Origin of the sequence: Poseidonocella sp. HB161398, assembly GCF_005870025.1 — a bacterium.
Lineage (GTDB): Bacteria > Pseudomonadota > Alphaproteobacteria > Rhodobacterales > Rhodobacteraceae > Mangrovicoccus.
On sequence record NZ_VATA01000103.1, the window covers coordinates 1 to 14,051 of the forward strand.

Below are 14,051 nucleotides of genomic sequence, written 5' to 3' on the forward strand. Positions count from 1 at the left end.
CCCGCACTGCGCTGCCCCGGCCTTGAGCCGGGGCCTCCTGCGGGTCGCGGATCAGGGCCGCGGAATGCCGAACTCCTCAGGCGATTTCTTCGCGAAGCCCGCGTCATGGACCAGCCAGGACGAGACCGAGCGGTAGCCCTCGAGGAACTCCATCGCCTCGTCGCCCGACACCGCCATGATGATGAAGCCGCGGTCTTCCATCAGCTTGACGAAATCCGGGTTCTGCGCGCCTTCGGCATAGGCGGCCTGCAGCTTGGCGACGATCTCGTCCGGCGTGCCCTTCTTGGCGAAGACGCCGAAGAACGGGCCCCAGGGCAGGTAGTCGGCAAAGCCCGGGATGTCGTCGGTGACCGGCGCCACGCCGGGCAGCAGCGGGTTGGCCTCGGTGTCGACGAGCCCGATCACCTTCATCCGCCCGGCCTTGACCGCCTCGATGCCCGCGCCCAGCACGACCGGCATCACGTCGAGCGCGCCGCCCTGCAGCGCGGTCAGCGCCGGGCCGTCGCCGTCATAGGGCACGCGGGTGAAGTCCACGTCCTCCTGGCTGGTGAGCATCGCCAGCACGATCGAGGTCAGCCCGCCCGGACCGGTGGAGCCGACGCGGACCTCGCCGGGATGCGCCTTCGCATAGGCGACGAATTCCGCCATCGTGTCATAGGGCGCGTCATTGGCGGCGACGAAGATCGGCACGCCACGCGCCAGGACCGAGATCGGGATCATGTCGGTATAGTCGTCGGTGCCGAGCCCCAGCACCTTGTACATCTGCGGGTTCTCGGCCCCCATCAGCAGGGTGTAGCCGTCGGCCTTCTGGCTCTGCACATGGCGCAGCGCGATCGCGCCGACGCCGCCGGTCTTGTTCTGCATGACGATATTGCCGCCCAGGGCCGCGGCCGCATGCGGCGTCACCGAGCGCATCACCGTGTCGGTCGAACCGCCCGCGCCCCATTGGATGATCCCCTGGATCTCCTTCGCGGGATAGCTGTCATCGGCCGCGGCCGCACCGCCTGCCATGGCCGCCAGCACGGCCAGTCCAAGAACTGTCTTTCTCATCGGGGTCCTCCCTAAATGCTTCCCCCCGGGGCACGCGGGCCCCGGCCTCTCAGACGGCCGCAACCGCCTCCTCTGCCGCCGGAACCGGGGGCAGCCCCGTGCCGAGCAGGTAGTCCACCAGGATCTCGGCCTGGGCCTCGAACATGCCCGCGCCGGTCATCGTCGCGCAGCCGAGCGCGCGCGCCGCCGCCACCATCGGCGAGACCTCGGGCTTGGTGATCGCGTCGGCCACGAACTGGCCCTTGTGCATCTTCGACGGATCCGCCGGATAGGGATCCCCCTCGCGCATGCCGCAGGGGGTGACATTGGCCACCAGGTCGGCGCCCGCGGGATCGTCGGACCCGGCGCTGACCCGTCCCGGGAAGCGTTCATCCAGCGCGGCCAGGATGCGGTCGCGGCGGGCTTCGTCGAGATCGGCGATCGACAGATGCGCGGCGCCGCGGTCGAGGATCTCGTAGGCCACGGCGCTCCCCGCCCCGCCCACGCCGATCAGCAGCGCGCGCTTGCCCGCGACATCGAAGCCCAGCTTGGCGATGCCGTCGAGATAGCCGATGCCGTCGACATTGTCGCCGATGAAGCGGCCCGCGGCATCCTTGTGGATCACGTTGACCGAGCCGACGAAGCGCGCCCGCTCGCTGACCGCATCGCAATAGCCCAGCGACGCCATCTTGTGCGGGATCGTCACCACCAGGCCGCGCAGGTTCTGCATGCCCCGGAAGGCCGCCATCGCGGCGGGGACCCCCTCGGGCGCGATATGCAGGGGCGGCACGATGGCGTTCACGCCGCGGCGGTGCAGGATCTCCGTCAGGAAGCGCGGCGAGCGGACCTGGGCGATGGGATCGCCAATGACCGGGAAAAGCAGGGTTTCGCCGTCAAGCTGCAACGTCTTGTCCTTTCGTGATGGAGGCGCGGGCGGCGGCATGCCGGCCGGCGATGGAGCCGAAGACCAGCCCCGGCCCGAGGGTGATCCCCGGCCCCGGATAGGTCCCGCCCATGATCGAGTTGAGGTCGTTGCCAACCGCGTAGAGCCCCTCGATCGCCGAGCCGTCGGCGCGCAGGAGCTGCGCCGAGGTGTCAGAGCGGAAGCCCTTGGCCGTGCCGATATCGGCCGGCTTGATCTTCACCGCGTAGAAGGGCGCGGCCGCGATCGGCCCGAGCGTCGGGTTCGCCCCGGCCTTCGGATCGCCGTTATGCTGCTGGTAAGGGGTGGAGCCGCGGCCGAACTGCGCGTCCTCCCCGGCCTCTGCCGCGGCGTTGATCGCGGCGACCGAGGCGGCCAGGCTGTCGGGATCGGTGCCGGTCTTCGCCGCCAGCTCGGCCAGGCTCGCCGCCTCCGTCAGGTAGCCGTCGGCGAGATAGGGCGTCAGGTCGTCGCCGCCCGGGCGGACCATGCCGAGCCCGTATTTCGCGATCGCTGCGGCATCGGTGACGATCCAGGCCTCGCGGGTGGCCGGGCCGCCCTCCAGCATCGCCTTGCCGAAGGCGTGGTAGCTGCGGGTCTCGTTGACGAAGCGGCGGCCCTCGAGATCGACGCAGACCGTGCCCGGCTTCGAGCGGTCGAGGACGAAATGCGGGAAGACGGCGAGCGTGCCGTCGGCGCGCGTGCGGGTGGAGACCGGCGCCCAGAAGGCCGGCTGGTCGGCGCCCTCGCCATAGACCGCGCCCAGCCCCTCGGCCAGGTCGTGCAGCCGCCCGTCATGGCCCGGCGCGGACGGGCTGTCGGGCGAGAGCTGCGCGGGCAGATGGTCCCGGCGCCGCGCGGCGGAGCGGCCGAAGCCGCCGGTCGCCAGGATGACGCCGCCCGCGACGCGGATCTGGCGGCTCGATCCCCCGGCGGAGATGCGCAGCGACGCCACCCGGCCCTCCGCGGTCTCGAGCGCCGTGACCTCGGCATTGCGCAGCAGGTCGACCCCCAGATCCATCGCCGAGGCGAGCAGCCGGCCGACCAGCGCCGCGCCCATGACCAGCCGCGTGTGGCGGCCATAGACCGCGCGGTCGCGCATGTAGCGGGCCACGATCTTGGCGACATGGGCGAAGGAGGCCGGGGATCTGTAGCGGTTGAGCAGATGGCCGATATCGACCCGGTCGATATTCATGCCGCCCAGCACGGTGAATTCCGGGATTGGCGGGCGGATCGCGTCGCGCAGCCGGCCCATGGCGCGGGTGTCGAAGGGCACCGGCTCGATCGCGCGGCCGCGCAGCGTCGGATGCGGATGGTCCCATTCGTAGTCGGGATGCTTGGGATAGGGGCGGAAGGCCACCTGGGTCTTCGCCTCCAGCGTGGCGATCGCCTCGGGGGCGGCGTCGAGGAAGGCCTCGCGCATCGCCCGGTCGCCGAAATTGCCCACCGCGCTGTCGAGGAAGGCCGAGACCTTCTCGCGGCTGTCCCCGGCATTGACGCTCTGCCCGGTCGCGGTCAGCGGCGCCCAGACCGTGCCGCCCGACAGCGCCGAGGTGCCGCCGACATGCTCCGTGCGCTCTACCACCAGGACGCGCGCGCCCTCCAGCGCGGCGAAGACCGCCGCCGCCAGCCCGGACGCGCCCGAGCCGATGACGGCCACGTCGTAGCCCTTCGCAATCTCGCTGATGCCGATGTCACCCATTCTGCCCTCCTCCGGCGAATCGCCGCCTGCCCTCATCGTGGCAAAAATTGGAAACTGATTCCAGTTTTAATTCTTCTTCCATTTTCGGACGGAATTCCATATACAGGCGGGTACCTGTCAGAGAGGGGCGATCATGAGCAGCGCACTGGAAAAGGGATTGTCGGTGATCGGATACCTGGCCGAGCGGCCGGAAGGCGCCTCGATCACGGATATCGCCAAGGGGCTCGACCTGCCGCCATCGGGCGTGCACCGGCTGCTGAAGGAGCTGGAGACTCTCGGCTACACGCACCAGGCGCGCGAGCATGGCGACTACCGGCTGACGCTGAAGCTCGCGACGGCGGGGCTGAGCTTCCTCGCCCGCACCGGCATCCCCGATCTCAGCCAGCCGATTCTCGACCGGCTCGCCCAGTCGACGAAGGAGCTGATCCGGATGGCGCTCTCGGATGGCGAGAAGCTGGTCTGGGTCGGCGTCTCGCAGGGGGCGACCTCGGGGCTGCGCTATGATCCGGATGCGGAGCACGGCCAGATCGTGCACCTGTCGGCCGCCTCGGGCGGGCAGGCCTGGCTATCGGGAATGGACGATGACGCGGCGATCGCCGCGGTGATGAAGCAGGGGCTGGAGAAATCCGGCGGCGCGGGCGTCTCGGCGCCGAAATCCGTGGCCGAGCTGATGGCGCTGGTGCAGGCGGCACGCAAGAACGGCTATGCGCTGAATGCCAACAGCTTCATGCTGGGCATGGCGGCAATCGCCGTACTGATCCGCCATCCCGAGACCGGCGTGCCGATCGGCACCGTCTCGATCGCCGGACCGGCCGCACGGGCGACGCCCGAGCTGCTGCGCGGCTTCCTGCCGGAGCTGCAGCAGGCCGCGGCCGACCTCGCCGAGGCCAGCCTCGCCGGGCGCAGCTTCTCGCGCTGGTACGACGAGAGCGTTGCGCGGAAGCAGGCATGATCAGGGCGGCGGAGATGGCGTCGCGGCCGGTCGACGGGACGGGCTACGACCTGATCGTCGCCGGTTCCGGCGCGGGCGGGATGGCGGCGGCCGTGACGGCGGCGCATTGCGGGCTGAGCGTCGCGGTGCTCGAGAAGGCCGACATGCTGGGCGGCACCACCGCCTGGTCGGGCGGCTGGCTCTGGGTGCCGGAGAACCCGCTGGCCACCGAGGCGGGGATCGCCGAGGCGCCGGGCGCGCCGATGGACTACCTGCGCGGCATCATGGGCAACCGCGCGGGCGATCCGCGGGTGGCGCAGTTCCTCGCCATCGGGCCCGAGATGATCCGCTTCTTCCGCGACGAGACCGCGGTCGACTGGGTCGACGGCAACAAGGTGCCCGATTTCACCGAAGGCCCCGGCGCCGCGGAGGGCGGCCGCTCCGTCTGCGCGGCGCCCTATGACGGCCGCGCGCTCGGACCCTGGATCGCCCGGCTGCGCCCGCCGCTCGACATCATCTCGCTGGCCGGGATGGGCATCGCCTCGGGCGCGGACATGAAGCATTTCTTCGCCGCCACGCGGCGCCCCGCCTCGGCGCTCTATGCCGCCGGACGGCTGGCCAGGCACGGCCGCGACCTGGTTCGGCACCGCCGCTCGATGCAGCTGGTCAACGGCAACGCCCTGGCCGCGCGGCTCCTGCGCTCGGCGCTCGATCTGGGGGTGGAGCTCTTCACCTCCGCCCCGGTCGCCGGGCTCCTCCACGAGGAGGGCCGCGTCGCGGGCGTCACGCTCCAGGACGGCACCCGGCTCATGGCCGGGGCGGGCGTGGTGCTGGCGACCGGCGGCTTCCCGCACGACCCGGCCACGCAGGCGCGGCTGTTCGGGACCGAAACCGGGCTGGCCCACCATTCCGCCGCCCCGCGGGAGAATACCGGCGACGGCATCCGCCTCGGCCGCGCGGCGGGCGGGCTCCTGCGCGAGGATCTGGCCAATGCCGGGGCCTGGGCGCCGGTCTCGCTGGTGCCCGACGGCAAGGGCGGCTTCAGCCATTTCCCGCATCTGATCGACCGCGCGAAGCCCGGGATCATCGCCGTGCACGGCAAGGGCACGCGCTTTGCCAACGAGGCCGACAGCTACCACGCCTTCATGCGCGCGCTCTTCGACGCGACCCCCGCAGGCGCGGCGCCGGGCTGCTGGCTGATCGCCGACCACCGGGCACAGCGCCGCTGGGGGCTCGGCTGGGCGCGGCCCTTCCCCTTCCCGCTCGCCCCCTACCGGCGCTGCGGCTACCTGGTCTCGGCCCCGACCCTCGCGGAGCTGGCCGCGCGCACCGGGATGGATCCGGCGGTGCTCGAGGACACGGTGGCGCGGTTCAATGCCGGCGCCCGCGCTGGAGAGGACCGCGAGTTCCGCCGCGGCGCCTCGGTCTACAACCGCGTCCAGGGCGATGCGGAGAACCGCCCCAACCCCGCGCTCGGCGCGCTGGAGACCGGTCCGTTCCACGCGGTGAAGATCGTTCCGGGCAGCCTCGGCACCTTCTCCGGGCTCGACTCGGACGAATTCGCCCGCGTGCTCGGCCGCGACGGGCTGCCGGTGCCCGGGCTCTACGCCGCGGGCAACGACCTCAGTTCCATTTTTGCGGGGCACTACCCGTCGGGCGGCATCACGCTCGGCCCCGCCATGACCTTCGGCTACATCGCCGCCCTGACCGCCGCCGGGCGGATGGGGCAGCCGCCGGCCGCTGACGCGACATCTGCCAACGGAGACTACCATGCCGCTCTTTGACCTCGTCACGCTCCGCACGGAGCTTTTCGCCGCCGCCAAGGCCGCCCCCGCGCTGCAGGAGTGGCTGGCCGCCCCCGAGGCGAAGGGCACGCTGCTGGGCGCCTGGGCGCCCGATATCGGCGCGCTGAACGAAGTGGTGCTGCTGCGCCAGTTCGAGAGCGCCGAGGACCTCGTCGCCGAGAAGACCCGCACCCATCTGTCGGACAATCCCTTCGGCTGCATGGAGCATCTGCGCGGCTGGGTCTCGGACAGCTACATCCCGCTCGAGTTCACGCTGCCGGTCGCGCCGGGCGAGTACGGCAAGGTCTACGAGATCCGCAGCTACCAGCCGAAGCTGAACGGCATGGCGCCGACCATCGGGAAATGGCGCGAGGCGGTGCCGGTGCGCACGCAGTACTCGCCGCTCTCGATCGCGATGTACTCGCTCGACGGGCCGACCCGCTTCACCCAGATCTGGCCCTATGAAAGCGCCAACCACCGCGCCGAGATCCGCGGCAGGACCGTGGCCGACGGCATCTGGCCGCCGAAGGGCGGGCCCGACTGGCTGAGCGCCGAGATGACCTCGACCCTGGCCGTGCCGCTGCCCTTCTCGCCGCTGAAGTGAGGGCATGATGGGCTACCGCTATTCGCTGGCCTTCCTGACCACCGCCGAGCTCGCGCCGCCCGAGGCGGTGCGCGCCGCGGCGGAGGCGGGGTACGACCATGTCGGGCTGCGCCTGCTGCCGGCCTCGACCGACGGGCCCTATCCCCTGCTCGACGATGACGCGGTGCTGGCCGAGACCCGCCGCGCCATCGAGGAGACCGGCGTCACCCTGGCCGATATCGAGATCGTCCGGATCGCGCCGGATTTCGACCCGCGCGCGACCCTGCCCTTCCTCGAGCGCGGCGCCGCGCTCGGGGCTAGGAACATCCTGGTGGCCGGCGACGATCCCGAGCGGGCGCGGATGATCGAGAGCTTCGGCGCCTTCTGCGAGCTGGCCCGGGCCCATGGCATGACCGCCGATCTGGAATTCATGCCCTGGACCGACATCCCGAATGTCTCCGCCGCGGCAGAGGTCGTGCAGGCGGTCGCGCATCCGGCGGCGGGCGTGCTCGTCGACGCGCTGCATGTCCAGCGCTCGGACAGCCCCTTCGCGGCGATTGCCGCGCTCGATCCGGCCTGGATCCACTATGCCCAGCTCTGCGACGGGCCGGGCGTCTTCGACCCCGCGCCCGAGGCGCTGATCGCCACGGCGCGCGGCAACCGGCTGATGCCCGGGGACGGCGATGTCGATTTCGCCGGGCTCCTGGCCGCGCTGCCCCGCGACATCGTGCTGAGCGTCGAGATCGCCCAGGCCGACCGTCCCGGCCGCGCCCCGGCCCCCGAGCGCGCCCGCGAAGCGCTGGAAAAGGCCCGCGGAGTCGTGGCAGCCGCGGCCGGGGGGGCCTGACCCGCAGGCGCCCGTCCGGCCCCCCGGTCCCGCGCGATTCTCTCCCGCGCGGGGCCGGGTCCCATTCCACCGGGTTCTATTCCGCCGGGGCGTCGACCGGGGCGCTGACCTCCTCGATCCCGTCGCCGAGCACCAGCGGATAGAGCAGGAAGAACGCCGCCGCGATCAGGTAGCCCCCGGTCGCGCCCGCCAGCGAGGGCAGATGCAGCCCGGCGCCGTGGATGATCCCGACCGAGGACATCGCCGCGCCTGCCAGGGTGAAGTAGCCCGCCGTCTTGAACTGCCGCTCGATCAGCCCGGCGACGATCGCGCCCCAGACCAGCCCGGTCAGGATCGCCCCCTGCGCCAGCGCCAGATGCCCCTCGTAGTGCGCCCCCTGCTGCAGGAGCGCGGCGGTCAGCGCGGGATCGCCGAGCTGCGGCAGCCCCTCGACCCCCATGCCGCCGAGCGCCCCCATCAGCGAGCCCCATTTGGTCACCAGGAAGTCCGAGACATGCGGCAGCATGGCGAAGGCGACCGCCGCCATATGCGCCGGCGGCACCGAATGGGCGGTGTTCGAGATCAGGCTGAGCGCCACGAAGACCAGCACCGGCGCCGCCGCCGCCACCGGCATCAGGTTGCCGAGGAAGGCCAGCAGCCCGGTAAAGGCCGCCAGCGGGATGACCACGCCGACGCCGATGATGTAGCCCGCATGCGCGCCCATGCGCTTGTAGGCCGGATGGCCGATATAGGCGGTGGTCGGGAAGGGCGAGCCGAAGAGCGCGCCGACCATGGTCCCCGCCCCGTCGGTCAGCTGGCAGATGCCCACCGGATAGTGGTCGCCCGCGGCCTCGGCGCTTTCGACATTGTTCATCGTCTCGATGAAATTGTAGATCTGCACCGGGATCAGCACCAGGAACAGCTCGGGATTGGCCCAGAGATGGCCGATCCCCGCGATCAGGTCGCCGAAATACGGGATCGGCGGATAGATCCCCAGCCCCTCGATATTGACCGAGGACTTGCCCAGCACCAGCGCGATCGCCACCCCGACGATCAGCGCCAGGAGGCCCGCGGGCATGTTGAAGGGCAGCTTGAACTGGCCGACCAGCCCCCAGAGGATGATCGCCAGCGAGGCGAAGCCGATCAGCGGCTCCTCGAAGATCTCCGAGAGCGGCACGGCGCCGATATAGACCAGCGCGATGCCGCAGAGCGTGCCGAGCATGCCCGCCCGCGGCGTGACCCGCTTCAGCGCCGGGCCTACCAGCGCGCCGAGCGCCGCGACGATGCCGCCGATGAAGCCCGCGCCGATGCCGACCTGCCAGGCCAGCACCGGATCGTCCGTCGCCCAGTAGATCGGCCCGATCACCCCGAAGAGATAGACGAACATCACCGGCGTCGAGATGCCGTAGGGCAGCGCGGTGACATCCCGCCCGGCCTGCCCCGCGGCGCGCCGGGCCAGCAGGACATAGACCGCGATCCCGGCGATGATGGCGATGGCCGCCCCGGGCAGGATGCGGCCATAGACGATCTCGGGCGGCATGCCGAAGACGAACTGGCAGATCCCCGACAGCACCAGCAGGTTGATGAGGTTGTCGGTGAACAGCGCCCAGAAGGCGCTGTAGTCGCTCTTGACGAATAGCTTGTAGCTATGGCCTGGCTGGCTCATTCTCTTCGTGCTCCCCTGTCGTTTCGCGCAGGCCCCGCCCGGCGCCGCAGACCGGCCCGAAGACCGCATCCGGGGTGAAGGGCGTGGCAGTGAAGCGGTGGCCCGTGGCATCCCGCAGCGCATTGCCGAGCGCGGCGGCCACCGGGTTGAACGGACTCTCGCTCATCGACTTTGCCCCGAGAGGGCCGATGCTGTCATGGGTGTCGGCGAAGACCACCTCGGTGCGCGGCAGGTCGGGCATCGCGGGCATGTGGTAGTCGCGGAAGGCCGGGTTCGCCACGCGCCCTTCCGCGTCGATCACGAGCTTCTCGTAGAGCGCCGCGCCGATCGCCTGGGCGACGCCGCCCTCGACCTGGCCCCGGCACTGCATCGGGTTCAGCACCGTCCCGGCATCGGCGGCATGCAGGCTGCGCAGGATGCGGATCGTGCCGTGGCGGCGATGGACCGCGATCTCGAAGCCCTGGACATTGAACGTGACCGAGCGCGGCGTGCCGTCATGGCGGCCGGTGGCGGCCAGCGGCGCCCCTGCCGCCGCCGCCAGCGCCGCGAGATCCGGCGCCCCGTCGGGCAGCCCCTGTCGCGCCGCCTCGGCGCGGATCAGCCCGGCCAGCGCCCCTGCCGCGCGATGGGTGGCCATGCAGGCCACCACGATGCCGGTGCTGCCATAGGCGCCGGTGTCATGCCCGGTCAGGTCGGTATCCGACTGGCGCAGGCGGATCGCCCGCGGGTCGAGCCCCAGCGCGCTCGCCGCCACCTGGACATGCACGGTCGAGCTGCCATTGCCGAATTCCGCCGTGCCGACCTCCAGCTCGATGCCGCCATCCGCGGCCAGCGCGATGCGGCTCTCGGCGAAATGGCCCCGGGGCGGAATGGTGTCGAGCATCCCCGCCGCCAGCCCGCGCCCGACCAGCCAGTCGGGCCCCGGATCGGGCAGCGGCACCGCCCCGAGCCCGCGCTCCACCAGATCGAGGCACTGGTCCAGCCCGTAGCTGCCGATGACCACGTCCTCATGCGCCTCCTCGTAGGAGACCATCGCGTCGCCCGGGCGGATGGCGTTGATCCGCCGGATCTCGGCCGCGCCGATCCCGGCCATCCGCGCCAGCTCGTCCATCGCGGATTCAACCGCGAAATTGGTCTGGCTCAGCCCGTAGCCGCGGAAGGCCCCGGCCGGCAGCGTGTTGGTATGGACCGCCCGGCCCTCTACCCGCTTGTTCGGGCAGGCATAAAGCGCGATGCTCTCACCGCAGCCATGGAAGAGCACCCCGGCCGCGTGGTTGCCGTAGGCGCCGGTATCCGAGAGCACCGACATCTGCATCGCGGTCAGCCTGCCGGCCGCATCCGCGCCGAGCTTGACCCGCACCTTCATCGGATGGCGCGTGGTGGTGGCGGCGAACTGCTCGGCCCGGGTCATCTCGTATTTCACCGCCCGCCCGGTCTTCAGCACCGCCAGCGCGACGATATCCTCGGCCAGCATCTCCTGCTTGCCGCCGAAACCGCCGCCGACCCGGGTGCAGAAGACCCGCACCTGCTCCGGCGGCAGGCCGTAGAGCGCCGCCAGCGCGTCGCGCGTCAGGAAGGGCGTCTGCGAGGAGGTGCGCAGCACAAGCCGCCCGGCCCCGTCCGTCCAGCCGATCGCGCCATGGGTCTCCAGATGGCCGTGCTGCACGCGCTGCGTCTCGTAGACTGCCTCATGGGTGAAGGCCGCCGCGGCGAAGCCCGCCGCCACGTCGCCGCAGCCGCCCGAGAGTTCCGCCGCGAGATTGCCGCCGGGATGGATCGCGGGGGCGCCCGGGGCCAGCGCCGCCTCGGGGGACAGAACCGGGGCCAGCACCTCGTACGCCACCTCGATCAGGGGCAGCGCGGCATCGGCGGCCGCCTCGCTTTCCGCGACCACCGCCGCGACGCGCTGGCCCGCGAAGCGCAGCACCGGGTCGAGCACGCGGGTATCGGCGGCATCCTCCTCGGGGTTCTGGTGGCGCGCGGTGGAGAAGCGCGCCGCGGGCGCATCCTCATGGGTCAGCACCGCGATCACCCCGGGCAGCGCCAGCGCCCGGCCGGCATCGACCGACACGATCCGCGCCGCGGCATGCGGGCTGCGCAGGATCCGCAGATGCGCCAGCCGCTCGGGCGCGCAGTCCATGGTGAAGCGCGCGGTCCCCGCGATCACCTCGGGCGCCGCCGGAGCCGGCAGGCTCGCCCCCGCCCCGCCGCAGCCCGCCGAGACCCGGCCCGCCAGCGCGTCGCGGATCGCGCCATAGCCGGTGCAGCGGCAGAGATTGCCCTTCAGCGCGCGGTCCTCCTCCTGCCGCTGCCCCTGGTCGAGGCTGGCGACGGTCATCGCGAAGCCCGCCGTGCAGAAGCCGCACTGGAAGCCCTGGGCGTCGAGGAAGGCCTTCTGCACCGGGTGGACGCCCTCGGGCGCGCCGCGGCCCAGCCCCTCGATCGTGGTGATCTCGGCCCCCTCGGCGCGGAAGGCGGGGAAGAGGCAGCTATGCACCGGCACGCCGTCGACATGGACGGTGCAGGCGCCGCAATCACCGGAGTCGCAGCCCTTCTTGACGCCGAAGCAGCCGAGCCCGCGCAGATAGGTGCGCAGGCACTGCCCGGCCGCGGGGGCGGCCTCTTCCGGGCGGCCGTTGACGGTCAGCTTCACGGCGCCACCTCCGCCAGCTCGTCGCGGATCTCGCGGGCCAGATCCAGCGTCACGTGCCGCCGCCAGTCCGGGCGGCCATGGATGTCGTCATACCAGGCGCCGGGCGGGATCGCGGCCTCGATCCGCGCCGCCAGCGCCGCGGGTTCCGGCATCCCGTCAAAGCGCAGGATCACCGGCGCGGGCACCGCCGCCGTCACCGCCAGCCGCAGCCCCTGCGCATCCCGCGTGCCGATCAGGAGCGCGCCCGAGCGCCCCTCGGGCGCCAGCGAGATCCGGCGGAAGGCGGCGGGCTTCTCCAGCGCGGTCCGCGGCAGGTGCAGCCGCCGCAGGATCTCGCCCGGGGCCAGCGCATTGACCCTGGGCGCCCGCGCAAAGGCCTCGGCGGGCAGGTGGCGGGTGCCGCCATCGGCCGTCCAGATCTCGCAGACCCCCTCCAGCCCCGCGGCCAGCGACAGCATCGGCCCGGCCGGCAGCGCCATGCAGAGATTGCCGCCGACGGTGGCTGTGTTCCAGATCTTGAAGGAGGCGAGGAAGGCGCGGCAGCAGGCCTCGAAAAGCGGCGCGGCGCGCCAGGCGGGCGGCGCCTCGACCCCCGCCAGCCGGGCCACCGGGCAGGTCGCGGCGATGCCCAGCCCCTCCGGCCCGGGCTCCAGCGGGTCCCAGCCCAGCCCCTGCAGATCGGTCAGCCGCCGGAGCCCGGGCTGCGGCTCGGAGAAGAGCCAGGTGCCCCCCGCCAGATAGCCGTCGCCCTCCTGCCAGGGCGGTATCTCGCTGCGCAGCCCCGGTTTCGCGATCTCGGTGACGCCGTTCAGATCCATGCCGCCTCGTGTCCTGCCCCGTTGCGCCCGCGGCCGCACGGAGGCGGCCCCTCTCCGTGCAAGCATGAGCCGGGCACCGCGCCGCGCCCGGGATTTCCGGCGGAACGGCGCGCGCCCGGCGGCGGCCGGGCGGCGGTTTGATCAAGGAAAAGGCAGAAATCGGGCCGGTTGGCGTCTGGTTATGCGCGTTGCCGACATAATGACAGGCGCCGGGCGCGCGCGAAACCGCGGCGGCCCGGTCGCCCGCGGCCTGCATTTGGGCCCCGTTCGCCACGGCACTGGCCCGCCCGCCCGGGACGGCGCGCTACCGCCCGGCGGCGGCGGCGTCCCGATCCGGCATGAGATCTGCGCCGCCGGAGGGCGCAGCCGGTCCCTGCCGCGCCCCGGGGACGGCGCGCGGCAGGGAGAGGGCCGCCATCGGCAGCCCGGCGGAAAGGTTCAGTGCAGCAGCGCGCTGGCCAGGCCGATCACGGCGAGGATCTTCAGCGTGTCGCTGTCCGCCAGCACGACGCGGTCATTGACGACCCGGTACTCCTGGCCTTTCGGCGGCGCCTTCAGCTGGCCATGTGCGGGCGGCTGCACCGGCTGGCCGCCGCGGGCGCTGGCGCCGATATGCGGCGCATCCGGATGCCCGCCGGGCCGGCCTTGGGCTCCGCCCTGCTTGCCATGCTGGGCGCCGCCCTGCGGCCCGCCTTGCGGACCCCCCTGGGACCCGTGCTGCGCCCCCTGCGGCCCGCTCTGGGGCCCGCCCTGAGGCCCGTGCTGACCGGATTGCGGCCCGCCGGGCTGGCCCTGCGGCCTGTTCCCCTGCTGTCCGCCCTGGGGCCCGCCCTGCGGGGGCTTCTGGCCGTCATGCTGCCCGCCAGGCCGGCCCTGCTGCGGCTGGCCGCCTTGCTGGCCCTTCTGGCCTTTCTGCGGCGCGGAGCATCCCTGCTGTCCCTGGGTGCAGGTCTGTTTCTGCTGCTGTGCGTGCGCCACCGGGGCGAGGGCGAGGAGGAGGGCCGTCGAGGCGGCGGCCAGGAGGGGGAAGCGGCGGATCATGCGATGTCCTTTGCCTGTCTTGCGATGCTGCGATCGCTCTGGTCTCAACGCAGGGCGGTGGCCGCCCCGTCGCATCTCTTTGCCAGGACGTCGCGG

At 72.2% G+C, this 14,051-nt stretch carries 12 protein-coding genes; 5 read left to right on the plus strand and 7 right to left on the minus strand.

Annotated elements, in window-relative coordinates; genetic code table 11:
• Positions 1-51: 51 nt before the first annotated feature.
• The 3 genes from FGX59_RS33985 to FGX59_RS33995 are packed head-to-tail and all read right to left on the minus strand — an operon-like array spanning position 52 to position 3,653.
• Entirely contained in the window at positions 52-1,050 is a 999-nt protein-coding gene (locus FGX59_RS33985; protein ID WP_138472799.1) for a tripartite tricarboxylate transporter substrate binding protein, read from the minus strand.
• 49 nt (positions 1,051-1,099) lie between these two features.
• Entirely contained in the window at positions 1,100-1,933 is an 834-nt protein-coding gene (locus FGX59_RS33990; protein WP_240722837.1) for a shikimate dehydrogenase, read from the minus strand.
• A complete protein-coding gene (locus FGX59_RS33995) occupies positions 1,923-3,653 on the minus strand; it encodes an FAD-dependent oxidoreductase (RefSeq protein ID WP_138472802.1) in 1,731 nt (576 codons plus the stop codon). Before FGX59_RS33995 ends, FGX59_RS33990 begins: the two co-directional genes overlap by 11 nt.
• A 133-nt stretch (positions 3,654-3,786) precedes the next feature.
• Between FGX59_RS33995 and FGX59_RS34000 the strand changes: the two genes are divergently transcribed.
• From FGX59_RS34000 to FGX59_RS34015, 4 genes are read left to right on the plus strand one after another with little or no spacing between them, the layout of a single operon-like run.
• On the plus strand, positions 3,787-4,605 hold the full coding sequence (locus FGX59_RS34000; RefSeq protein ID WP_138472804.1) for an IclR family transcriptional regulator: 819 nt from the start codon (positions 3,787-3,789) through the stop codon (positions 4,603-4,605).
• Positions 4,602-6,368, plus strand: a complete 1,767-nt coding sequence (locus FGX59_RS34005) for an FAD-dependent oxidoreductase (protein ID WP_240722838.1) — start codon at positions 4,602-4,604, stop codon at positions 6,366-6,368. The genes FGX59_RS34000 and FGX59_RS34005 overlap by 4 nt, the downstream gene beginning before the upstream one ends.
• Positions 6,355-6,972 carry an NIPSNAP family protein gene (locus FGX59_RS34010; protein ID WP_138472805.1) on the plus strand — a complete coding sequence of 206 codons (618 nt, stop codon included), beginning with the start codon at positions 6,355-6,357 and terminating at the stop codon, positions 6,970-6,972. Before FGX59_RS34005 ends, FGX59_RS34010 begins: the two co-directional genes overlap by 14 nt.
• A 4-nt stretch (positions 6,973-6,976) precedes the next feature.
• Entirely contained in the window at positions 6,977-7,798 is an 822-nt protein-coding gene (locus tag FGX59_RS34015) for a sugar phosphate isomerase/epimerase (protein WP_240722839.1), read from the plus strand.
• A gap of 76 nt (positions 7,799-7,874) precedes the next feature.
• On the opposite strand, the gene FGX59_RS34020 is transcribed toward FGX59_RS34015, so the two are convergent.
• From FGX59_RS34020 to FGX59_RS38335, 4 genes are all read right to left on the minus strand, one after another.
• Positions 7,875-9,443, minus strand: a complete 1,569-nt coding sequence (locus FGX59_RS34020) for a xanthine/uracil/vitamin C permease (RefSeq protein WP_138472807.1) — start codon at positions 9,441-9,443, stop codon at positions 7,875-7,877.
• A complete protein-coding gene (locus FGX59_RS34025) occupies positions 9,424-12,096 on the minus strand; it encodes a molybdopterin-dependent oxidoreductase (protein WP_138472808.1) in 2,673 nt (890 codons plus the stop codon). Before FGX59_RS34025 ends, FGX59_RS34020 begins: the two co-directional genes overlap by 20 nt.
• Positions 12,093-12,914, minus strand: coding sequence for an FAD binding domain-containing protein (locus tag FGX59_RS34030; protein ID WP_138472810.1), 822 nt, complete (start codon positions 12,912-12,914; stop codon positions 12,093-12,095). The genes FGX59_RS34025 and FGX59_RS34030 overlap by 4 nt, the downstream gene beginning before the upstream one ends.
• Positions 12,915-13,352: 438 nt before the next feature.
• Positions 13,353-13,496 carry a hypothetical protein gene (locus tag FGX59_RS38335; RefSeq protein ID WP_206078512.1) on the minus strand — a complete coding sequence of 48 codons (144 nt, stop codon included), beginning with the start codon at positions 13,494-13,496 and terminating at the stop codon, positions 13,353-13,355.
• 177 nt (positions 13,497-13,673) lie between these two features.
• Here FGX59_RS38335 and FGX59_RS38340 point away from each other — a divergent pair.
• On the plus strand, positions 13,674-14,051 hold a 378-nt coding region (locus tag FGX59_RS38340; RefSeq protein WP_138472814.1), incomplete at its 3' end, for a hypothetical protein.